Raw genomic sequence first — 21260 nt, 5'->3', positions numbered from 1 at the left:
CAGTGAGAGACTCAGTGCGCGTGAGCCGTTGCCGTTGCCTCTTGCGCCGCCGCTTCGATGGCCTGCATCAGCCGCGCCATCGCAGCGCGCCACGCGGCGCTTTCGCGCCCGCCTGGCAGCGCGCGCAGCAAATCGCGCTGGATCGCGTCGCGCGTTTCGCCCGCAGGCAGGATATCGCCCAGACCCATCAGCGCCTCGGCCAGCGGCTCGCGCAAATCGTTCGCGCCCAATAGATCGCGTGCGGCGCCGGGCATCGCCGCGATCATGCGAACCCGCTCCTCCCACACGATGAAACGCGCGAGCCGCGCGAGCACACTTGCCGCCGCCCCGGCGTCCGAAACACGCGCCGTGCCGCCAATCCAGACGGCGAGTTCGTCGGCCGGCATCGGCCGTGCGATCACGTAACCCTGCGCGCCATCCACCCCCAGAATCGCGAGCGCTTCGAGCAGATCCGCCGCATCGACGCCTTCCGCCAGCACCAGCTTGCCGAGCGAGTGCCCCAGACGCGTCACCTGGTAGACGACCCGCAGCGCGTCGAGCGTGGTCACGCCGCCAAGATGGGCGATCTCGCGATCGATCTTGATCCAGTCGAACGGTAGTTCGCGCAGCCGCGCCAACCCGCTATGCCCCGAACCTAGATCGTCCTGGGCAAGCAGCACGCCCAGCGCGCGAAACTTCGCGAGAATCGCGCGCTGCCCCTGGTTCAGCGATAACGCTTCGTTCTCCAGAACTTCCAGCGTGAGACGGGCGCTCGGGCATGCATGCGCTGCCAGCAATTCACGTGTGGCGTCGAAGTAGCGGATATCGTTGAGCGCGGCGGGCGGCAGATTGATCGACACTTCGAGATCGTGCCCCGCCGCGAGCCATTGCGCGCGATCCGCAAGTGCCTGCGCCAGGCCGCGCGCAAACAGTTCGAGTAGATCGTCGGAAGCCAGCGCGAACAGGAATTCGTCGGGCATGAGCAGTCGATCGCCGTCGCGCAGCCGCGCGAGCGCCTCGACCTTGCCGCAATGTCCGCTCGCGAGGCTCAGCAGCGGCTGGTAATGCATCTCCAGCGCGCCGGTACGCACAAGCGCCGCCCAATGCTGGCGCACGCTCATCGGCACCGCGGCCACGTGCAGACCGTCGTGCGTCTGCAGTCGCGTGACCGCGCAGCCCAGCAGCGTTTGCAGCAACTCGATGAAAGCGACTTGATCGGGGCCGACGAAGCCGCCCGGATACGCGCTGTAGAGCATCAGGATCGCGATCGGCGTCTGGCCAGGCGCGGTCAGCGGCAGCGCCACCGCCGAGCGCAGTCCTTCGCGTTCGGCGACTTCGCGCCAGTGCGCCACCAGCGGATCGGTCTGGTAATTGACCACGCGCTCGGGATTGCCGCTGCGCCACGCGCGCCCCACGGCGCCCTGTCCGTGCGCATGGTCGGCCCGCACGCTGATCTCGTGGCCCAGCGTCGTCAGCACGTTGAGCAGGGCGTCGCTGCCGTTGCCGCCGCCCGCGCCCGCTTCGAAATGGAAAATGCCATTCGCGTCGGGACGGCCGATGGCGCAGGCGGTGACTTCATCGTGTGCGGCGAGCGTTGCAATCACCTGATCGATGAAATGCGTGTAGCCGCCCGCTTCCCAGACGATGCGCGTAATGCGCTGGAGCACCTCTTGCTGCGAGTCTTCGACGGATTGATAGGCTTTTAATTGCCAGGCGGTATCGGAAGTCAGGCGGCGTGAGTAGAGCGAGAGCGACTGGCTGCTCACGCTGCGCCCAATCAGTTTGTAGACGAGTTCTTGCAGGATGCCGCGGCTGCGCACCAGTTCCTCCTTGTCGAGCCCGACGATCGCGTGAATGCGGCCGATACGCATCGCCATGTCGGCGTGCGCCTTCGACGCCAATCCGGGCTGCGCAATCGCGAGGAGATTCTGGACCTGCCGCATTTTGAGGTGGGCGAGTTCCTGCTCCGACAGCATTTCCAGAATGCGTCGGGACTTGGGCAGGCGAGCCAGTTCCTCGTAGAAACGGTTCACCACGAGGTCTGCAGTGCCTTGCAATGCCTCGATGAGTGTTTGCATTAACGCCTCTTGGCTCCCGGGCGGGGAAGTCGGCCGTCCATGCGCGGCGCGCGAGACAACGGGCGAGACAACGAGCGAAGCGGCGAGCGAAAACGCGACGCTTTAGGCGCAATGATACGGCATGGCTGCACACATTGCCGTGCCCCAGCGTACATAGCCGGCACGCGCGGCGGGAAAGCGCCCGACAATGGCGGCAAACAGCGGACCGGCCCAGGCGGCTTTAAAGCGGCATCAAAGCGGGGTGAGCAGCGCCTCGCCCGCGAAACAACGCATGGCGTTGTCGATAAAGTTGCGCACCGTGGCGGCGCGCACGTCGGGCGAGGTCCCGGCCACATGCGGCGTGAGCACGATATTCTCCAGCGCAACGAGCGCCTGGGGCGGCGCCGGCTCGCCTTCGTAGACATCGAGGCCCGCGCCGCCCAGCGTGCCTTCGGTGAGCGCGGCGGCCAGCGCGGCCGTATCGACCACGCTGCCGCGCGAAACATTGACGAGGAAACCCTCCGGCCCGAGCGCGTCGAGCACCGCGCGGTCAACCAGATGCCGCGTCTGCGCGCCGCCGGGCGTGGCGATCACGAGGCAATCGCTCCACTGCGCGAGCGCGAGCGTGGAATCGAAGTAACGTGCCTGCGCCTCTTCGCGCGGCGAACGATTGTGATAGCCGATGGCCATATCGAAGCCCGCCGCGCGACGCGCGATTTTCGCGCCGATATGTCCATAGCCGACGATCCCCAAGCGCCGTCCCGTAAGCGTGGGCCGCATCGGCAGCGCGTCGCGCCAGACGCCTGCGCGGCATGCCGCGTCGTACTGCGGCACCGCGCGCACGGCGGCGAGCAGCAGCGCCATCGCGTGATCGGCGACACAATCGGCGTTCACGCCCGCGCCGTTGCACAGCGCGATGCCACGCGAGCGCGCGTGATCGAGCGCGATGTTTTCGACACCGGCGCCCAACGCCGCCGCCAGTTCGAGCGCGGGCATCGCGTCGATTTCGTCAGCCGTGAGGCCGGTCGTGCCGTTCGTGAGCACCGCCCGCACCGTCTTGCCCTGCTGGGCCACCGCCGCCGCGCGCTGCGCCGCCTCGGGCGCGTACAGTACGTCGAAATGTTCGGCCAGCATGGCGCGATCGTTGCCGGTGAGCACGATCAGCACGAGCAGGCGGGGCTTGTCGGCAGGCGCGGCGGCATTCATATCGGCCTCACTCCTTCGGTTTGCTAATCAAATTTTTATCTTCAGGCCGCGGTCGCGTAACGCGCCACGGCTTCCACGCGCGGCGCGGCGGCTTCGGCGGCGGTGCGCGCGCGGCGCATCTCGTCGGCGGGACTGCAGCCGAACAGACGCTTGAATTCGCGGCTGAATTGCGAGGCGCTTTCGTAGCCCACGCGCGTCGCCGCCGCGCTCACGTTCATGCCGTCGTGCGCGATCAGGATGCGCGCGTGATGCAGCCGCGTGGTCTTCACGTACTGCATCGGCGAAGTCAAGGTCACCGCCTTGAAATGCGCGTGAAATACCGCGAGGCTCATGCCCGCTTCGGCGGCGAGCGTCACGACGTCGAGGTCGCCGTGGAAATCGGCGTGAATGCGGCGCAGCGCCTTGGCGATGCGGCCAAAGTGATGCTGATGCGTCAGCGCGGCACGGATCGCGTCGCCCTGCTCGCCCGTCAGCACGCGGTAGCAGATCTCGCGCACGATCGCGGGACCGAGAATGCGCGCGTCGCCCGGATGCGCAAGCGCTTCGAGCAGACGCAGCACCGCATTCGAGAGCGGCGCGTCGAGCGGCGTGGCGTAGATGCCCACGGGTTCGGCCACGGCGCTGCCGCGCGTGTCGTCGAGCGCCATCAGCAGTTCCGCGACCATCGTGAGATCGACGCGCACCGAAATGGCGAGCAGCGGCGTTTCGGGCGTCGCTTCGGTTTCGCATTCGAACGGCAGCGGCACGGACAGCACGAGGTATTGCTGCGCGTCGTAGATAAACACCTGATCGCCGAGAAAACCGCGCTTGCGGCCTTGGCAGACGATGAAAATGCTCGGCTCGTACATCACCGGTCTGCGCGGATGCCCTTCGCTGCCGCGATAGAGACGCACGCCGTCGATCGCGGTCTGATGCGCGCCATCGCGCTGCGTGAGCTGCAGGAGCAGGTCGACGACGCGGCGCTGCAGCGCGTCCTCGTTGTGGACGCCGGCCGGGCTGAGCGGCGTGGGCAAACTGGCGGGCAGGGAAACGGCTTCGGAAGCCGTGCCGGCCAGCGCCCTATCGGCGGTATGTGGATTTTTCATGACAGAAGCGCCCCTAAATTCATCGACAAAGGCGGAGAAACAGGCTTGCCAATCTATCACCGAATGCACAGCTGCGTCGTTGGCCAGGAGAATCAGGCAAGTCTTCGATAGATTCAGGTATTCCCTGGGTGAGGCCCGATCCTTACGATGGGAACCCTGCCGCAACACCCGAACCGTACAGCGCCTCAACGCGTTGCGCTTCGGCGTTTGCGCTGTTTTTTCCGCGCTGTTTTACAGGAGTCACACGATATGTACCCGACTTACGGATATGCCGCCCGCGATGCTGAGTCGCCGCTCGCCCCATTCGAATTCCAGCGCCGCGACCTGCGCGAACTCGATGTGCGTATCGACGTGCAGTACTGCGGCGTGTGCCATTCCGACCTGCACCAGGCGCGCAACGAGTGGCGCAACACGCTGTTCCCCGTCGTGCCGGGCCACGAGATCGTGGGCCGCGTCGCGGAAGTGGGCAAGGGCGTCACGCGCTACAAGGTGGGCGAGCTTGTCGGCGTGGGCTGCCTCGTCGATTCGTGCCGCACCTGCTCAAGCTGCGAAGAAGGCCTCGAACAGTATTGCGAAAACGGTTTTGTCGGCACCTATAACGGCACCGACCGCGTGAGCGGCGACGTCACCTTCGGCGGCTACTCGACGCAGCTCGTCGTGGACGAAGCATTCGTGCTGCGCGTGCCGGAAAACCTCGACGCCGCCGCGGCCGCGCCGCTGCTGTGCGCCGGCATCACCACGTATTCGCCGCTGCGCACGTGGGGCGCGGGCCCGGGCAAGAAGGTCGGCATCGTCGGTCTCGGCGGCCTTGGCCACATGGGCGTAAAGATCGCCCACGCGATGGGCGCGCACGTCGTCCTGTTCACCACGTCGCCTTCGAAGATCGAGGACGGCAAGCGCCTGGGCGCCGACGAAGTCGTGATCTCGAAGGATCCGGAGCAGATGGCGAAGCACGCCAACAGCTTCGATCTGATCGTCAACACGGTGGCCGCGCAGCACGATCTGAATCCGTTCATCGAACTGCTCAAGCGCGACGGCACGCTCACGCTGGTGGGTGCGCCCGAGCACGATCACCCGTCGCCGCAGGTGTTCAACCTGATCATGAAGCGCCGCCGTCTGGCGGGGTCGCTGATCGGTGGCATTGCGGAAACGCAGGAAATGCTGGACTTCTGCGGCAAGCATGGCATCACGTCCGATGTCGAAATGATCAAGATGCAGGACATCAACGACGCCTACGAGCGCATGCTCAAGAGCGACGTGAAGTACCGCTTCGTGATCGATATCGACACGCTGCGCAAGTAAGCGCGCAACCCACGACGTCATTGCCTGCCCCGCCGGGCCGTCCATTCCGGACGGCCCGCCAGCCCCCGCTTCGAGGCCAACCTTTGCGGCCTCCCGTAGTCGAGCCGGCGCACCCATGCGCCGCCACTTAACAAACCGTTTGCCGCCCCACCGCGGGTCACCGCTGCCGTGCGTCGCTTTCCGCGAGACGCCGGCTTCGCAATGCGTTTGCGACGCCTTGCGGCTCACGCCTTTCCAGTCGTTTCGCGGAAATCGTTCCAAACCGTTTTAGCCCGGTTTTCAAGCCCGTTATTGAAGGAGCTCGCCCGTGATCGACCGCATCCAGGCGATGCGTACGTTCGTGCGCATCGTCGACACCAATAGCTTCACCAAAGCCGCGCAGTCGCTGGACATGCCGCGCGCCAGCGCCACCACGCTGATGCAGAGCCTCGAAGCGCTGCTCGGCACGCAATTGCTCGTGCGCACCACGCGCCGTCTTGCGCTCACGCCCGAAGGCGCTGCGTATTACGAACGCGCCTCGCAGATCCTCGCCGATATCGACGATGCCGAAGCGAGCGTGCGCCAGACGCCCGGCACGATCGGCGGACGTCTGCGCGTGGAAATGCCGGGGCTGATCGCCAACGCGATCGTGCTGCCCGCACTCGGCGAGTTCCACGCGCGCTATCCGCAGATCGATCTCGTGATCGGCGTGAGTCTGCGCAACGTCGATCTGGTCGGCGAAGGCGTGGATTGCAGCATCCAGCTCGGCGAATTGCCGGATTCGGGTCTCGCCGCGCGCCGGCTCGGCCTGCTGGAGCACGTGACCTGCGCAAGCCCGGCGTATCTCGCGCGCCACGGTGCGCCAACTTCGCTCGACGATCTCGCGCAGCATCCCGTGGTGAATTTCCTGTCGCCGCTCACGGGACGCCCGTACGAGTTCGATTTCGAGGTGGACGGCAGCCCGGCCAAGGTGAAGGCGGACGGCTTCGTGCATGTATCCGACGAATTCGCCTATCTCACCTGCGGGCTGCAAGGCTACGGGCTGGTCCAGCCGCCGCTGCTCGCGGCCCAGCAGTATCTGGACAGCGGCGCGCTGGTCGAGGTGCTGCCGCAGTGGAAGCCGCTGCCGACGCCGGTGTCGGTCGCGTTCGTGAAGTCGCGTCAACCCGCGCCACGCGTGCGCGTGTTCATCGACTGGCTTGCGGAGCTGTTCGAGGACGCGGGCGCGCTCAATCGCGATCTGTCACGTGTGCGTCAGTTGCTGGGAGGGTTGCAGCCGGCGTGAACGGAAACGGGCGGCGATTTCGGGCAGGTGCGGGCGGCCCCGATCGAGCCGCCGCACCGTTCGAGCCGGGTTCGAGCCTTGTTCCGGTTCAATCCGCCAGCCCATCCTCGGTCACGCGCGTGAGCGCCATGCCGCGCCGGGCATGAAAGCGCGCCATGGTGTCGTAGGGCAGCCAGGCATCGGCCTGATACGGCGCCACGCCCGACGGGTTGTGGAACCACACGCCGCCCTCGCTGCGCCCGTGCAGCAGGATCAAATGACCGCCCTGGCTCGCGTTGGCGCGCTCCGGATAGCGGATCTCGGGACTCACGGATACGATCGCGAGCGTGTCGGCGGCGAGGCGCGCGGCGCTCGCCTGAATGTCTTCATCGGTCATCACTTCCACGCGCACGCCGTAAGCCGCCTCCGCCCAGGCCGCGAACGGATGGTAGATCAGCCCATCCACGCCGCCGTCCTCGCGTATGCGATAGACGCCGTGGCGCAACGCGTCCTGGAGCATCGCGGCGCGCGGCGCATGCTCGATGCCCCAATAGTCGAGCGCCGATTCGAAACAGGTCAGGCCGCACAGCCGCTTGGCCCAGAAGCGGTATTCGTCGGGCTGCGCAAAACCGCTCGCGCGCCACGCCGGGTCGTCGCAGGGATCGATATCGTCTTCTACGATGCGCTCGACCCACTCCGGGCTAGCCCACTGGCTGTAATACGGCACGCCAAAATGGCGGATTTCCCGCTCGTGGGCAAGCGCCCGGCGCTGCCCGCTTCCCAGTTCGGCTGCCTGTTCGCGCAATGCTTGCATATTGATTTCGTTCAAACTTTTCTCATCCCACTGTCGTTATGCAACCGTAATCGGTCTGGAGGGCACACCCGCGCCCCGGCTCATGAAATGCGCGTACAAAGTCCATTGTCGCAAAGCATCGTGACGCGCGCGGGTGCCGTGCACCGGCGCCGCGCCCGGGCAGTTCACGACGCTCGGGCCGCCGTTGGCATCGACATCAATCCGACCCTTAATGTTGTCATACAAAAGCCAAGCGATTGTCAAATGATGCGTTTAGAATATTGTGCGCCCGCGCTCCGTCAGAATTATTTGTTCCAGCGGCAGCATAGCGGCACGCGATAATTGTCCCAATCCGACTCGATCCTCCCTCCATTAGCAGTATGTCGAACGTTGCACACACAACCGACTCGGCCGCGGTCGCGGAGCGCGTACGTGAGCTGATGAGCCGTCATGGCATCGGCAAACGCCAGCAAACCACCGAGCTGTGCCGGATTCTTGAACTGAGCTTTTCTCAGGGGCACCGCAAGTTGCGCGGCAACAGCCCGTGGACGCTCGCGCAGATCAAGAAGGTGGCCGAGGCGTTCGGCGAACCGGCGGGCCAGTTGTTCGGTGCGCAGTTGCTCGACCCCGGCATGGTGGGCGCGACCGCGCAGGACGCGCTGCTGTGCGTGAGCGCCGTCGAGCTGGCGTGTACCGCCTGGATCGGCATGCCGGTCGAACCGGGCACCCGCCCCGACTTCGTCGCCTACGAGAAGCAGGGCCAATGGCGCGTGGTGCGCCCCGATGGCGCGCTCTACCTGAACGCGCGCGAAGTCCACAAGATCGAGATCTACCCGCGCCGCGCCGAAGCCGACAAGCCGCTCATCGCCGTGGTGGACGACGATCAGGCGTCGGCCGACAACCTGCGCGACTATCTGGAGCACAGCGGCTACGCAGCGCAGGCGCTCTACGGCCTCGCTGCCTTCACACAGGCGCTGGAGCACAACGTCTTCGACGGCGTGGTGATCGACTGGCTGTTCGGCAGTCAGACCTCCGCCGAGGCGATCCGCCAGGTGCGCGCCTCCGAGAACCCCGACGCGCCGATCTTCGTGCTCACCGGCGAGCTGCTGACGGGCAAGGCGAGCGAATCGGAAATCAGCCAGGTGGTGCGCCATTACAACGTGGCCTGCTACGAAAAGCCCGCCCGCATGGCGATCCTCGTCGCCGATCTCTCCAAGCGCCTCAACCGCATCTAAAAGCCGCCGCGCGCAGCGAGGCTAGACCGAGCGCGCGCCATGACCGGCGCGCGGCGTATTGAACGCACGCTGCAAGGCCGCGCGCAACACTTCGTAGTGCACGGGCTTGGGCAGCGTGTCGAAGAACGGATTCTCCCCATCGGCCGACGACGCGAGCGCGGCGACATCGGCGCTCACGGCGATCACGCGCGACGTCCAGCCAGCCCGCGAACCCAGCCCCTCCACGAACGCGTAGCCGTCGCGGCCCGGCATGTGCAGGTCGAGCAGCACGACGTCGCAGTACGTGGCGTCGAGGCTCGCGAGCGCGCCGTCCGTATCGCTTGCGGCGAGCGCCGCGTAGCCCATATGCGCGACCATTTCGCACAGCGATTCGCGCACCAGCGGATTGTCGTCCACCACCAGCACCAGCCGCGGCGCGGCCTCGTCGCGCATGGGCGGCACGGGTGCGTCGGGCGCCGGCGGCTCGATCGCCGTCACCGGAACCGTCACCGTGAAGGTCGTGCCCTCGCCCACGCGGCTGTCGGTCTCGATCGTGCCGCCGAACAGATCGACCAGCCCGCGCACGATCGCCAGTCCCATCCCCGCCCCGTCGAAACGGCGCGTGCGCGACGTATCGAGCTGCGTAAACTCCTTGAAAATCAGCGGAATCTGCTCGGGCGTCACACCCGGCCCGGTATCGCTCACGACGATCGCGAGCGTCTGCGCGCCGCTGGCCTCGTCGCTGAGCGCGGCGAATTCGATGCGCACCGAACCGCGCTCGGTATAGCGGATCGCATTGGTCACGAGATTGTTGGCAATCTGGCGGATACGGTGAGGATCGGCCACGACCTTGAGCTGCGGCCCGCGCCACGCATGCCCGAATTCAAGGCCGCGTGCGCGCGCGGCCTGCTCGTTTTCGTCGACGATCGACTGGAGCAGTTCGCGCGGACAGAACTCCTCCTGGCGCAGTTCCAGCTTGCCCGCGCCAAGACGCGCGTAGTCGGTCAGATCCTTCATCTGCGCCTCAAGCTGGCGCGCGGCCGTCTCCAGCCGTTGAATCACCTTGCGGTCGGCCTCCGAATGCGAGGTGAAGCCGAGCAGTTCGATCGACGAAACGATCGCGTGCAGCGGCGTGCGCAGTTCATGGCCGATCATGCCCAGGAACGCGTCCTTGGCCATGCTCGCCTCGCGCGCGGCGCGGCTCGCCTGGTGTTCGGCCTCCAGCGCCGCGTGCTGCTGGCGAATCAGGCGCGTGCGCCGGTAGCCGTTCATCACGAGCAGCACGGCCGCCGCCGCCGACAGCATCAGCAGCACGAGACCCGCCGCGAACAGCTCGCGGCGCTTGCCGATGAAGTCGCGGCGGATTGCCTCGCGCTCGGTCACATCGGCGAAGCGCCGGTTGAGCGCGAGGTCGGTCACGGCGGTCCAGTGCGTGTCGAGCGCGGTCAGCATCGGCACGGCGCGCTCGGGGTTCTCGGCGAGCGTGGCGATCTGCGCGTCGAACGGCGCGATGGTCGCGTCGATCACGGCCAGATCCTGCTGCTGCAGCTTCATCAGGCCCGGCATGCCCGCGAGCGTGCGCGTCGAGCCCTTCACGACATTGAGCTTCGATTGCAGCAGTTCGTAGCGCAGCCTCACCTTGTCAAGGTCGCGATCGACGCCGTCGGCGTACAGCAATAGCTGGCTTTCGAAGCGCGCATAGGCGATCTGCATCTGCGCGGCGTCCCAGTAGAGGCCGTCGTAGGTGCCGGTGAGGCGCTGCACGACCTTGGGGTTGAGCAGATTCGCGTAGAGCAGGTAGCCGACCGCCATCACCGGCGGCGCGAGCGCGATGATCCAGATCAGCACATGCAGGAAGCGCCGCAGCGGACGGGGCATTACGTGGAACTCAAGGCTTGATGGTCATCGAAACGATCTGCCAGGCGAATTTCGAATCGCCTGCCGCGCCATCGAGTTCGAGCGGGAACTGGTCGCGCGGATAGATCAGGAACAGCGGGCCGAAGTCGCTCACCTTGAGGCGGCGGCCGTTCATCGCGTAGGCGAGCACCGCGCCATAACGCGCGGCATCGGACACCGGCACCATGCAGGTGTAGTCGTCGATGGTGTGAATCTCGATCTGGCTGCCGTACGCGCCCACGATATCGAGCACGTCGGCGAGCCGCGGCCCCGTGAAGGTCGAGCGCGGCGTCCAGGTCGTGGCGGTCGAGATCGAATACTGGCGCAGTTTGAGCAACTGCTCCTCGCTGAAGTGATAGGACGTGTGCGCGGCGTCGTTGGTCACGTGGACCTCGCCATTCACGTCGAGCGACAGAGCGCAGCCCCCGGCTGCCCTGGCCTCGCGCGGCAGCGGCAGCGCGGCCGCCGTCAGCAAGCCCGCGAGCGACATGGCGAAGCGACGGCGCCCGCCGTTCGCGGGCCGCTCTTGCTGCCGGCGTTCGTTCCGCGTGTCGTCCTGCTTTGTCTCCTGCTCATTCCCCAGGACATTGCGATCCTGCATCTGCTCGCTCCCTGGCGCAAAGTGGTCTCGTGGTTTTACGATCGGACCCCATCATGCCCGGCATTGGCGGCGTGGGGTCCCGGGTCCAGCCCGTCGGCCGCGGGTCTGCATCCCGCGGCAAGCATAGGCATAATATCGTCAAACATTACTCCGACAATAGACGCGTTCTTCGCCGACACATCTGTGAGCGTCGCGTAACTGACCGTCATCGTGTTGCATTTGCCATCAAATGAATAAACCCGTCGTCCCGCTCACTTACGAACAGCTCGACCATTGGGTCGAATCGCTGCAGCCGTTGTTGATCGAGGAGGAATTCGACGTCGTCGTCGGCATCCTGCGCGGCGGTGCGCCGCTCGCGCTGATGGTCTCGCACGCGACCGGCGCAAGCGTCGCGTTCCTGCGCTACTCGCGCGAGACGCGCGAAGTCCGCTGGGACTCCACGCTGCCCATGCCGGAGCCGGGCGCCAAGGTGCTGCTGTGCGAGGACATCGCCGGCCGTGGCCATACGCTGGTCGATTGCATCGCGTTCCTGCGCGAACACGGCCTTGTCGTGCGCACGCTCACGGGCGCCTATGACGACCTGAGCCGGCTGCGCCCCGACTATTCGATCGACGCGAGCGGCTACTTCGCGCTGTTCCCGTGGGAGCGCCAGGCCTACACGGACCGCTATCGCGCCGACTGGGTCCGCGACGGCGCGCGCGAAGGCACGCGCATGGCCGACGACCACGATTACACGGTCTACGCGATCGACCTCGACGGCATCCTGCTGCCGGACATCGCGCTGGCGCGCTACGACGAGGACCTGGAAGCCGCGCTGGCGGAACGCGACGCGCTGCTGCCGCTCGACCGCATTCCCGACATCGACCTGAAGCACGCCCGCGCAATCATCACCGGGCGTCCCGAAGTCGACCGCGAGCGCACCCAGGCGTGGCTCGACCGCCACGGCTTCGGGCATCTCGAACTGATGATGCGCGCGCCGGGCGAGCACGACGACACGCCCTCGGGCGCCGCCGCGCACAAGGCCGCCGCCGCCGTGCGCTGCGGCGTGACGCACTTCATCGAGAGCGATCCCGTGCAGGCCATCTATATCGCCCAGCAGGCGCCGTTGCTGCGCGTGATCTGGTGGAACGCGCAGGCGCGCGTGGGAACCATGATCGGCGCGTCGGCCTGGGGTTAAGGCCGCTCCAGCGTCTATTCTGTGTAGATCGCCCGCGCGAAATAATGCGCGCCACATCGTGTATCGTTGCGATCCCAATCTGCCCTGTTATTGCTGCAAAGGAGAACGCACCGGATGATCAAAATCTGGGGACGCGCCAATTCGGTCAACGTCCAGAAAGTACTGTGGTGTTGCGATGAACTCGTGCTGCCGTTCGAGCGCATCGACGCGGGCGGCAAGTTCGGCCATCTCGACGAGCCGGCCTATCTCGCCATGAACCCGAACGGCAAGGTGCCGACGCTTCAGGACGGCAACTTCGTGCTGTGGGAATCCAACGCGATCCTGCGCTATCTCGCGATGCAATACGGTCCGTCGAGCGTGCTGTACCCGAACGAGCCGAAAGTGCGCGCCAGTATCGAGCGCTGGCTCGACTGGTCGATCGGCACGCTCGCGCCCGCCGAACGTCCGCTCTTTCTCGCGCTCGTGCGCACGCCGCCCGAGCAGCGCGACGCCGCGAAGATCGCCACCGATCTCGCCAATACCGCCGCGCTGTGGACGCTGCTCGACCAGCATCTGCAAGGCCGTTTCTTCCTGGAGAACGAGCGCTTCTCGCTCGCCGATATCGTGCTGGGCTCGTTCGCGCGGCGCTGGTACGGCCTCGAAGGCGTCGAGCGCCCTGTGCTCCCCAACCTCGATCGCTGGTATCAGCGGCTCACGCAGCGTCAGGGCTTTCGCAAGTACATCGACCTGCCGCTCACCTGATCCGCAACCGCTTGCGCACCCGTTGCGGGCGTCCGCGAGCGCCGGGCACGCGCGCGGCGCGGCCCGTATAATCGCAGGATGAAGACAGCAAAACCGTCCCCGGACACCGCGGCCCTGCATGCGCATGAATCGGCGCAGGCAGTGGCCAACCCAGCGGCACACGACCACGATCACGCGCACGGTCACAGTCACGCAGCGGGCGGCGCATCGGTCGAAAGCGCGCTCGCGATGGCCGAGGCCTACTGCCGCGAGCGCGGCGAAAAGCTCACGCCGATCCGCCGCAAGGTGCTCGAACTGCTGCTCGCATCGGGCCGCGCGACCAAGGCCTATTCCCTGCTCGACGAAATGCGCCAGATCCATCCCGGATCGGCGCCGCCGACTGTCTATCGCGCACTGGACTTCCTGCTGTCGGCGGGACTGATTCACCGCATCGAATCGATCAACGCATTCGCGGTCTGCCACGATCTCACGCAATGCCAGCACGGCATTCTGGTGGTCTGCCAGCAATGCGGCAACGTCACCGAACTGCACGAGCCCAAGCTGCGCCAGGCGCTGGTCGCGCAGATCGAGGCGGCGGGCTATCGCCTCTCGGGCGACGGCATCGAACTCAAAGGTGTCTGCGCGCAATGCCAGGCCAGCGAGCAGGCAAGCGCCGAAGGCGCGAAAGCCGCTGCGCACTCCTGAACGCTTTCCATCGCTGGATTTGAGGGCTGAATCAGCCCGGGACGGTTGCGCGTGCTCCGCGCGGCGGAGAAGCCGCGTGTGAATGGCGCACGGCGGCTGTGAGCAGCCTCCCACGCCACCGCGTTTCGTCAGACCATCAGGACCATCAAGACGACTGGCGCGCGTCGATCGCGTCGCTGAGCAACGCAACCAGCGCCTCCGGCTGGGCCGGCTTGGTCATGAAGTGCTGGAAGCCCTCGCCGATGCTGCGCAAGCGCCAGCTTTCGTCGGTGTGGCCGGTAAGCGCCACCGCGACAGCCGGTGTGTGATCGCCGCGAATCTCGTGATCGCGCAGGCGCTGGATCAGGTAAAAACCGTCCATCGCGGGCAGATCGAGATCGCATACCACTGCATCGGGGAGCAGGCTGAGGGCCGCTTCGACGCCCGTTTCGGCGTCCTCCACCGCAACGACCCGGGCCCCTTCCGCCTCCAGCAGCGAGGCGAGGGAATCCCGGCTCTGCGGGTCGTCTTCGACCAGCACGATGGTCGCCTGGTCGAGCTTGTGTACTGCGTTCATTGTGTTTGCTTGAATGCCGTTCTGTCTGTTTGGCTTGCCGCGCGGCCCGGCAGGCGGCGCGGTTCGCATCTGGCAACCCGTCCCGGGAGCGCGCATTCGACAGTACGACTGCGCGTGTCCGGGCGCTCCATTAGAGCAATATTGATGCCCTGCGTTCAGCACCGCTGCACGATAATCGCCGCCAACCTCACGCCGACAACACCCGCGCGGCGCTGCCCTTTTTGCCGATTTATTGCTTCGCCTTGCGCTCGTCATCGACAGGCTGGCTTTTTCCCTTGCCGGTTTTCGCGAATGCTTCGAGCGCCCGCTGGCGCGCCCTATCGTGTTCGACCAGCGGCAGCGGATAGTCGGTGCCGAGCCGCACGCCGGCTTGCGCCAGCTGCGCCTCGCTGGCCTTCCATGGCTGATGGACAAACTTGTCAGGCAAACCTGCGATTTCCGGCACCCATTGCCGCACATAGAGGCCGCGCGGATCGAACTTCTGCCCCTGCAAGACGGGATTGAAGATGCGGAAATACGGCGCCGCATCCAGGCCCGAGCCCGCCACCCACTGCCAGTTGGCCGGATTGCTGGCGCCATCGGCGTCCACGAGCGTGTCCCAGAACCAGGCTTCGCCCTCGCGCCAGTCCAGCAGCAGATGCTTGGCGACGAACGAGGCAACCACCATGCGCACGCGATTATGCATCCAGCCCGTGTGCCACAACTCGCGCATCCCGGCATCGACGAGCGGATAGCCCGTCTGGCCGCGCTGCCACGCGCGCAGCGCCTTCGCGTCGCGACGCCACGGCATGGCGTCGAAAGCCGCGCGCAAGTTGCGTTCGGCGAGGTCGGGCCAGTGAAAACGCTGGTAGTAGCAGAATTCCCGCCAGCCCAGCTCGCCAAGGAATTTTTCCGCGCTGGTTTCGCCGCGCGTGGCCGACTGGCCGTGCCTGCCATGCTGCGCCGCCTTCAGCGCCGCGAAGGCCTGGCGCGGCGACAGCGCACCCACGGCCAGATACGGCGAAAGGCGACTGGTGGCCGCGCCGCTCGGGTCATCGCGTTCGTCCGCGTAGGCTTCGAGGTCGCTGTGAAGAAACGCGCGCAAACGCTCCAGCGCCGCCTCTTCGCCCGCCGGCCACGCGTCGCGCATACCGGCCGCCCAATCGGGCTTTTTCGGCTCGAAGCCCAGAGCGTCGAGCTTCGATGCGAGTTGGGTAAGTCCTGCCGGTAGCCGTTGAAAAATCATCCGTTCCGGCGCGGGTTCGGGCGGCGGCGGGTCGCCCGCGCGACGGCAGGCTCGCCAGAACGCCGTATAGACCTGGAACGGCTCGCCTGACTGGTTGAGCACAGTCCACGGCTCGTAAAGCAGCGCGCCGCTGAAGCTTTCGACCGTCAGGCCGTCATCGCGCAGACGCGACTTGAGCGCCGCATCGGCCTCACGCGCCTTGCCGCCGTAGCGACGGTTCCAGAACACGCCGCTCGCGCCGCTCGCCGCGATGCAGGCGTCGAGCACCTCGTCCTGTGCGCCTTCCACGATCAAAAGACGCCCGCCGTGCTCGCGCAGCGACGCATCGAGCGCCTTGAGCGTGACGTGCAGCCACCAGCGCATGGCGGCGCCGGGCGGGCGCTCGCCGGCCGCCTGCGGATCGTGGATATAGAGGCAGATGAGGGGCTGGCCCGTCGCGGCGGCGCGCGCGAGCGCGGGTTGGTCGGCGAGACGCAGATCGTCGCGAAACCAGACGATCACGGGGGCGGAAGCGGATTTTTTCGGATTCGGAGACAGACGGACCTCGGCGAAGGACTGCCGTACGCGGCGGCCACGGTTTGCGACGCGCAGCGTACCATGCCACGCGCGCGCCGCCCTCCCTCAAGCAGGCCGTATGCCTTGCGTGATGAGCGCGACGGCATGGCGGGCGATTTCCTCCGCCCCGACGTTGCGAGGCACGACGTCCTTGCGCCAGACCGGCGCCGTGGCGAGCGGCAGCAGCGTGAGGCCGAGCAGCGACTGGAACAGCAGCGACGGCTCCAGCGCCGGATTCAGCTTGCCTTCGCGCTGCCAGCGCACGATGGCGGCGTGCACCCGATGCTGCTGCGCCTGGCCGAAGCGCTCGTGCATACGCTGGCGCAACAGGCCGCCCTCGCTGATGACCTCGCGCACCCACAGCGGCGCGAACCACGGATTGGCCTGCCCTACCTCGACGAAACGGCGTGTGAGCGCCGTGAGCGCGGCGACGGGATCGTCGGGATGCGCCTCGAAGCAGCCGCCGAACGCCGCGCGCTGCGGCAGAAACCGCTCGTCGATCAGAACGTCGATCAAGTGGTCGCGCGTCTTGAAGTAATAGTGAACCATCGCGGACGTGACGCCCGCCTCGCGCGCAATCGCGGCGAGCGTGGTGTCGAGAATGCCCTGGCGCGCGAACAGGGTGAGTGCGGCCGCAATCAGGCGCTCGCGCTGCTCGGCCCCGCCTCCGCCGCCGCTCGGGCGGCCGGGACGGCGCACGGCGGGTTTGCCCGGGCGGCTCGGTGTGGATGGGTTCGACTCTTTCATCTGGTTACGTCTTCTGACTTTGACCGGCAACAGGAATTATTCTAATATTAATCGTCGCGTTAATTAATTTCAAGATTCCAGATGCCGTCAAGGACTCGTAAGGCTGGAGACTCCCCGATGCAAACCGAAATACAACCTGTCACGCAAACCGTCGGCGCAGCACCCGACCTAGCGACAGCGGCTCATCCGCCGCTGCGCCTGCTGTTTCCCGCGCTGCTGCTCGTCATGCTGCTGGCCGCGCTCGACCAGACCATCGTGTCGACCGCGCTGCCCACCATCGTCGGCGAACTGGGCGGCCTCGACCGGCTCTCGTGGGTCGTGACCGCTTACCTGCTCACTTCCACTATCGTCGTGCCGCTGTACGGCAAGTTCGGCGACCTGTTCGGCCGCAAGATCGTGCTGCAAACGGCCATCGTGATCTTTCTGGCTGGATCGGCGCTCTGCGGCATTGCGCAGAACATGCCGCAGTTGATCGCGCTGCGCGCCCTGCAAGGCATCGGCGGCGGCGGCCTGATGGTCGTGACGATGGCCGCCGTCGGCGACGTCATTCCGCCCGCGCAGCGCGGCAAGTATCAAGGCATGTTCGGCGGCGTGTTCGGAGTCGCCACCGTGGTCGGGCCGCTGCTCGGCGGCTTTCTCGTCGAGCATCTGTCGTGGCGCTGGATTTTCTACATCAACCTGCCGCTGGGCGCGCTCGCGCTGGTGGTGATCGGCGCGGTCTTCAAGCCGCGCGTCCAGCACGTAAAGCACGTGATCGACTACATGGGCGCGGGCTGGCTCGCCGCCGCGCTCACCTGCCTGATCCTGTTCACGAGCGAGGGCGGCTCGCTGCTGCCGTGGAATTCGCCGCAACTCTGGCTCACCTTGCTGATGGGCTTGGTGGCCGTCGCGGGCTTTATCCACGAAGAAAAGCACGCGGTCGAACCCATCATGCCGCTGGCGCTGTTTCGCGAACGCACCTTCGTGCTGTCGAGCCTGATCGGCTTCATCGTGGGCGTGTCGCTGTTCGGCTCGGTGACGTTCCTGCCGCTCTATCTACAGGTCGTGAAGGGTTCGACGCCTTCGCAGGCCGGCATGCAAATGTTGCCGATGATGGGCGGCGTGCTGGTCATGTCGATGGTAGCGGGCCGCATCATCAGCAAGATCGGCAAGTACCGGATGTTTCCGATCCTTGGCACGGGCTGCGTGGCCGTGGCGATGATGCTGCTCGCGCGGCTTGAGATCGCCACGCCGATCACGCAGATGTATCTGTACATGGGGCTGCTCGGCTGCGGACTCGGCATGGTCATGCAGGTGCTGATCCTCGCCGTGCAGAATACGGTGGAATTCCGCCACATGGGCGTGGCGACGTCGGGCGCGACGCTGTTTCGCTCGATTGGCGGGTCAGTGGGCGTGGCGGCGTTCGGCGCGGTGTTCTCGCACGGTCTGCATACGCGTCTGGCCGCGCTGATCAGCGCCGATGTGGCATTGCCCCAACCGCTCACGCCCGACGTGATCCGCCATCTGCCGCCCGCGCTGCACGCGCAGTATCTCGACGCGTTCGCGGGTGCGCTGCACACCGTTTATCTGTCGGCGGCGTGCGTGGTGGTGCTGGCCTTCGTGCTCTCGTGGCTCATGCGCAATGCGCCGTTGCGCACGCATCATTGACCCGGGATATCGCTCAGGCAGGCGTCGCCGCGCGCTCCATCGCGCGCTGCAAGGTCTCGTAGACCTTCGGCCGGTTGCACTGCGAAACATTGAAGCGCAGAAAACTCGCCGCGTTGCGCGTCACGCTGAAGACGTTGCCGGGCGCGAGGACCACGCCGTGCGCCAGCGCCTCGCGCGCGACCTGCGCGGCGTCTAGGCCGCCAGGTAGTTGCGCCCACAACAACATGCCCGCCTGCGGCCGCGTCCAGGCCGTGAGGCCCGCCGACGCGAGACGGCGCAAGGTCTCGCCCATGGCATCCGCGAGCTGCGCGCGCAGACCATCCAGATAGCGCCGATACGTGCCGTCCACCAGCAGACGCTGCACCAGATCGGCGGCCAGTTCCCCGTTGCCGAACGACACCGCGAGCTTGAGATCGACGAGCGGTTCGATCCAGTCCGCGCGCGCCGCGATATAGCCGCAACGCGCGGCCGCCGTCATGGTCTTCGAGAAACTGCCGATCGTCACCACGCGCGCGAGACCGTCGAAGGCCGCGAGGCGCGGCGCGGGATCGGTCTCGAAGTCGGCGAAGATATCGTCCTCGACGATCAGGAGGTCGTGCTCTTCGGCGAGCTTGAGCAGCCGGTGCGCGATCGCGGGCGCGAGCGTCGCGCCAGTCGGGTTGTGGATCGCCGAGTTGGTCACGTAGAGGCGCGGCCGATGCGTCGCGAGCACACGCTCGAACGCCGCGAGATCGGGCCCCGTGGGCGTGTAGGGCACGCTCACGACCTGCACGCGATGCACGCCTAGCAGCGCCTGGAAGTTGAAATAGCACGGATCGTCGACGACCACGGTGTCGCCCGGTTCGAGCAGGAAGCGGCACAGGATATCGAGCGCCTGGCTGCCGCCATCGGTGAGGACGATCTGTTCGGGCGCGGCCTCGATACCGTGCTGCCCGAGCCGCCAGGCAAGCTGCTGGCGCAGCGCGGGCAAGCCGAGCGGCGTGGCGTAATCGGTGAGCTGGGCGCGCGGATCGCGAGCGATGGCGCGCAGCGCCCGCCGCACTGCCTCCTGCGGCAGCCACGCGGCGGGCAGCCAGCCGCAGCCCGGACGCAGCGCGCGCGCGTCGGTTTCGAGCGACTGGCGCGTGAGCCAGAGCGGATCGATTGCGCGGTCGATTTTCGGGCCTGGCATGGTGGACATGCCGGACATGCCCACCATGCCGATCTTCCCGCGCGCGAGCGCGGCCCCTTGACCCGCAACGAAGAAACCGGAACCACGCCGCGCCGCGAGCGCCCCTTCGGCCACCAGGCGCTCGTAGGCCTCGACCACGGTGGACTTGGATACGCCCATCTGCTCGCTCATCGCGCGGATCGACGGCACACGCGCACCCGCCGCAAGCGCGCGTGCCGCGATGCGCTCGCGCACGGCCTGCATCACCTGCTCGACGCGGGTAAGCGCAGGCACGATCCTCCCCGCTGCCCCGCCCGCTGTCTGGTGCGTGTCTTCCATCTGTACTGCTCCGTATTCAATACAGTTTGTCGAAATTGTACTGATGCTTAGCTTACCGGTTTGTCCCCGCACGCGCATGATCGGCCGATCGGCTTAGGCCATCCTTCGTGCTTCCTGAACGTTCCCTTCATGCGCAAACCCCTCGATTCCACCACCGACGGCTGGCTCTGCGGCCTCGCAGGCGTGCTGATCTTCAGCGGCTCGCTGCCCGCCACGCGTCTGGCCGTGCTCGGCCTCGATCCGCTCTTTTTGACCGGCGCGCGCGCCACGCTCGCCGGTGCGCTCGGCGCGCTGCTGCTCATGCTGTTTCGCGCCGCGCAGCCCGAACGGCGCGAAGTCTGGCCGCTCGTGATCGTGGCGCTGGGCGTGGTGGTGGGCTTTCCGCTCCTCACGGCGCTGGCTTTGCAGCATGTGAGTTCGGCGCATGCGATCGTGTTCGTCGGCCTGTTGCCGCTTTCGACGGCGCTGTTCGGCGTGCTGCGCGGCGGCGAGCGTCCGCAGCCGGTGTTCTGGCTGTTCTCGGCGCTCGGCAGCGCCGCCGTGGTCGCCTTCGCGCTGCGTCACGGCGCCGATGCCTCGCCCATCGGCGACGCGCTGATGCTCGCCGCCATCGTCGTCTGCGGGCTGGGCTACGCGGAGGGCGCACGGCTCTCGAGGCGGCTCGGCGGCTGGCAGGTGATCTGCTGGGCGCTGGTGATTTCGCTGCCCGTGATGGTGCCGCTCGCGTGGTGGTTCATGCCGGCCTCGTTCGCGAACGTCGGCGCGGCGTCGTGGTGGGGACTCGCCTACGTGTCGCTCTTCAGCATGTTGATCGGCTTCGTGTTCTGGTATCGCGGGCTCGCGCTCGGCGGCATCGCGGGCGTCGGCCAGTTGCAGTTGCTGCAACCGTTCTTCGGTTTCGTGCTCGCCGCACTGCTGCTTCACGAAGCCGTGCCGCCCGCGATGATCGCCGTGACGGCGATTGTGATTGGCTGCGTGGCGGGCGCGCGGCGCTTCGGACGCGCCACGCCGGCCCCGGCGCGGGCGAGTTGAGTCCGTCACGATGGCGGATTTTTGACGCGCT

18 protein-coding genes are annotated in these 21260 nt (G+C 66.7%); 8 read left to right on the top strand and 10 right to left on the bottom strand.

Translation table 11 applies throughout. The annotated features are described in order from the left end of the window. Positions 1–11: 11 nt before the first annotated feature. The 3 genes from B0G62_RS23460 to B0G62_RS23450 all read right to left on the bottom strand — a co-directional run bounded on the left by B0G62_RS23460 (position 12) and on the right by B0G62_RS23450 (position 4327). Positions 12–2057, bottom strand: coding sequence for an EAL domain-containing protein (locus tag B0G62_RS23460; protein WP_103706599.1), 2046 nt, complete (start codon positions 2055–2057; stop codon positions 12–14). A 231-nt stretch (positions 2058–2288) separates the two neighbouring features. Beyond that, complete coding sequence (locus B0G62_RS23455; protein WP_103706598.1) at positions 2289–3242, bottom strand: NAD(P)-dependent oxidoreductase; 954 nt, start codon at positions 3240–3242, stop codon at positions 2289–2291. A gap of 41 nt (positions 3243–3283) precedes the next feature. Next, on the bottom strand, positions 3284–4327 hold the full coding sequence (locus tag B0G62_RS23450; RefSeq protein ID WP_103706597.1) for an AraC family transcriptional regulator: 1044 nt from the start codon (positions 4325–4327) through the stop codon (positions 3284–3286). Between the two features lie 249 nt (positions 4328–4576). On the opposite strand from B0G62_RS23450, the gene B0G62_RS23445 reads away from it, so the two are divergent. Together B0G62_RS23445 and B0G62_RS23440 are read left to right on the top strand one after the other, a co-directional pair. Further along, positions 4577–5629, top strand: coding sequence for an NAD(P)-dependent alcohol dehydrogenase (locus tag B0G62_RS23445; RefSeq protein WP_103706596.1), 1053 nt, complete (start codon positions 4577–4579; stop codon positions 5627–5629). A 307-nt stretch (positions 5630–5936) separates the two neighbouring features. Beyond that, positions 5937–6893 (top strand): LysR family transcriptional regulator, encoded by a 957-nt coding sequence (locus B0G62_RS23440; RefSeq protein WP_103706595.1) that lies wholly within the window; start codon positions 5937–5939, stop codon positions 6891–6893. Between the two features lie 88 nt (positions 6894–6981). Here the strand turns inward: B0G62_RS23440 and B0G62_RS23435 are convergent, their stop codons facing one another. Continuing rightward, positions 6982–7686 (bottom strand): C39 family peptidase, encoded by a 705-nt coding sequence (locus B0G62_RS23435; RefSeq protein ID WP_103706594.1) that lies wholly within the window; start codon positions 7684–7686, stop codon positions 6982–6984. Between the two features lie 359 nt (positions 7687–8045). On the opposite strand from B0G62_RS23435, the gene B0G62_RS23430 reads away from it, so the two are divergent. Next, complete coding sequence (locus B0G62_RS23430; RefSeq protein WP_103706593.1) at positions 8046–8900, top strand: helix-turn-helix domain-containing protein; 855 nt, start codon at positions 8046–8048, stop codon at positions 8898–8900. 21 nt (positions 8901–8921) lie between these two features. Here the strand turns inward: B0G62_RS23430 and B0G62_RS23425 are convergent, their stop codons facing one another. Both B0G62_RS23425 and B0G62_RS23420 read right to left on the bottom strand, forming a co-directional pair. After that, a complete protein-coding gene (locus B0G62_RS23425; protein WP_103706592.1) occupies positions 8922–10757 on the bottom strand; it encodes an ATP-binding response regulator in 1836 nt (611 codons plus the stop codon). A gap of 10 nt (positions 10758–10767) precedes the next feature. Continuing rightward, a complete protein-coding gene (locus tag B0G62_RS23420) occupies positions 10768–11265 on the bottom strand; it encodes a putative pterin-binding protein (protein ID WP_103706654.1) in 498 nt (165 codons plus the stop codon). A gap of 340 nt (positions 11266–11605) precedes the next feature. Here B0G62_RS23420 and B0G62_RS23415 point away from each other — a divergent pair, with 340 nt between their 5' ends. From B0G62_RS23415 to B0G62_RS23405, 3 genes are all read left to right on the top strand, one after another. Further along, positions 11606–12553 carry a phosphoribosyltransferase gene (locus tag B0G62_RS23415; RefSeq protein ID WP_103706591.1) on the top strand — a complete coding sequence of 316 codons (948 nt, stop codon included), beginning with the start codon at positions 11606–11608 and terminating at the stop codon, positions 12551–12553. A gap of 114 nt (positions 12554–12667) precedes the next feature. Beyond that, positions 12668–13294 (top strand): glutathione S-transferase family protein, encoded by a 627-nt coding sequence (locus tag B0G62_RS23410; RefSeq protein WP_103706590.1) that lies wholly within the window; start codon positions 12668–12670, stop codon positions 13292–13294. Between the two features lie 78 nt (positions 13295–13372). Continuing rightward, entirely contained in the window at positions 13373–13978 is a 606-nt protein-coding gene (locus B0G62_RS23405; protein WP_103706589.1) for a Fur family transcriptional regulator, read from the top strand. 145 nt (positions 13979–14123) lie between these two features. Here the strand turns inward: B0G62_RS23405 and B0G62_RS23400 are convergent, their stop codons facing one another. The 3 genes from B0G62_RS23400 to B0G62_RS23390 all read right to left on the bottom strand — a co-directional run bounded on the left by B0G62_RS23400 (position 14124) and on the right by B0G62_RS23390 (position 17061). Next, positions 14124–14534: a response regulator gene (locus tag B0G62_RS23400; protein ID WP_227473091.1), complete on the bottom strand. Its 411-nt coding sequence runs from the start codon at positions 14532–14534 to the stop codon at positions 14124–14126. Between the two features lie 229 nt (positions 14535–14763). Then, positions 14764–16260 (bottom strand): cryptochrome/photolyase family protein, encoded by a 1497-nt coding sequence (locus B0G62_RS23395; protein WP_322789242.1) that lies wholly within the window; start codon positions 16258–16260, stop codon positions 14764–14766. A 120-nt stretch (positions 16261–16380) separates the two neighbouring features. After that, positions 16381–17061: a TetR/AcrR family transcriptional regulator gene (locus tag B0G62_RS23390; protein ID WP_103706586.1), complete on the bottom strand. Its 681-nt coding sequence runs from the start codon at positions 17059–17061 to the stop codon at positions 16381–16383. A gap of 117 nt (positions 17062–17178) precedes the next feature. Here B0G62_RS23390 and B0G62_RS23385 point away from each other — a divergent pair, with 117 nt between their 5' ends. Further along, on the top strand, positions 17179–18708 hold the full coding sequence (locus B0G62_RS23385; RefSeq protein ID WP_103706585.1) for an MDR family MFS transporter: 1530 nt from the start codon (positions 17179–17181) through the stop codon (positions 18706–18708). A gap of 13 nt (positions 18709–18721) precedes the next feature. On the opposite strand, the gene B0G62_RS23380 is transcribed toward B0G62_RS23385, so the two are convergent. Continuing rightward, complete coding sequence (locus B0G62_RS23380; protein WP_103706584.1) at positions 18722–20197, bottom strand: aminotransferase-like domain-containing protein; 1476 nt, start codon at positions 20195–20197, stop codon at positions 18722–18724. 129 nt (positions 20198–20326) lie between these two features. On the opposite strand from B0G62_RS23380, the gene B0G62_RS23375 reads away from it, so the two are divergent. Continuing rightward, the gene (locus tag B0G62_RS23375) at positions 20327–21229 is read left to right on the top strand and encodes a DMT family transporter (RefSeq protein WP_103706583.1); all 903 of its coding nucleotides are present in this window, start codon (positions 20327–20329) and stop codon (positions 21227–21229) included. The last annotated feature ends 31 nt before the right edge of the window (positions 21230–21260 follow it).

This window comes from Paraburkholderia eburnea (genome assembly GCF_002917095.1).
Lineage (GTDB): Bacteria > Pseudomonadota > Gammaproteobacteria > Burkholderiales > Burkholderiaceae > Paraburkholderia > Paraburkholderia eburnea.
This window is presented reverse-complemented; position numbering and strand designations above follow the sequence as displayed.

What these genes read in the sequence shown, in the direction of transcription:
- B0G62_RS23460 (WP_103706599.1), bottom strand. Translation starts at nt 2,057, where the DNA reads ATGCAAACACTCATCGAGGCATTGCAAGGCACTGCAGACCTCGTGGTG.
- B0G62_RS23455 (WP_103706598.1), bottom strand. Translation starts at nt 3,242, where the DNA reads ATGAATGCCGCCGCGCCTGCCGACAAGCCCCGCCTGCTCGTGCTGATC.
- B0G62_RS23450 (WP_103706597.1), bottom strand. Translation starts at nt 4,327, where the DNA reads ATGAAAAATCCACATACCGCCGATAGGGCGCTGGCCGGCACGGCTTCC.
- B0G62_RS23445 (WP_103706596.1), top strand. Translation starts at nt 4,577, where the DNA reads ATGTACCCGACTTACGGATATGCCGCCCGCGATGCTGAGTCGCCGCTC.
- B0G62_RS23435 (WP_103706594.1), bottom strand. Translation starts at nt 7,686, where the DNA reads ATGCAAGCATTGCGCGAACAGGCAGCCGAACTGGGAAGCGGGCAGCGC.
- B0G62_RS23430 (WP_103706593.1), top strand. Translation starts at nt 8,046, where the DNA reads ATGTCGAACGTTGCACACACAACCGACTCGGCCGCGGTCGCGGAGCGC.
- B0G62_RS23425 (WP_103706592.1), bottom strand. Translation starts at nt 10,757, where the DNA reads ATGCCCCGTCCGCTGCGGCGCTTCCTGCATGTGCTGATCTGGATCATC.
- B0G62_RS23420 (WP_103706654.1), bottom strand. Translation starts at nt 11,265, where the DNA reads ATGTCGCTCGCGGGCTTGCTGACGGCGGCCGCGCTGCCGCTGCCGCGC.
- B0G62_RS23415 (WP_103706591.1), top strand. Translation starts at nt 11,606, where the DNA reads ATGAATAAACCCGTCGTCCCGCTCACTTACGAACAGCTCGACCATTGG.
- B0G62_RS23410 (WP_103706590.1), top strand. Translation starts at nt 12,668, where the DNA reads ATGATCAAAATCTGGGGACGCGCCAATTCGGTCAACGTCCAGAAAGTA.
- B0G62_RS23405 (WP_103706589.1), top strand. Translation starts at nt 13,373, where the DNA reads ATGAAGACAGCAAAACCGTCCCCGGACACCGCGGCCCTGCATGCGCAT.
- B0G62_RS23400 (WP_227473091.1), bottom strand. Translation starts at nt 14,534, where the DNA reads ATGAACGCAGTACACAAGCTCGACCAGGCGACCATCGTGCTGGTCGAA.
- B0G62_RS23390 (WP_103706586.1), bottom strand. Translation starts at nt 17,061, where the DNA reads ATGAAAGAGTCGAACCCATCCACACCGAGCCGCCCGGGCAAACCCGCC.
- B0G62_RS23385 (WP_103706585.1), top strand. Translation starts at nt 17,179, where the DNA reads ATGCAAACCGAAATACAACCTGTCACGCAAACCGTCGGCGCAGCACCC.
- B0G62_RS23380 (WP_103706584.1), bottom strand. Translation starts at nt 20,197, where the DNA reads ATGGAAGACACGCACCAGACAGCGGGCGGGGCAGCGGGGAGGATCGTG.
- B0G62_RS23375 (WP_103706583.1), top strand. Translation starts at nt 20,327, where the DNA reads ATGCGCAAACCCCTCGATTCCACCACCGACGGCTGGCTCTGCGGCCTC.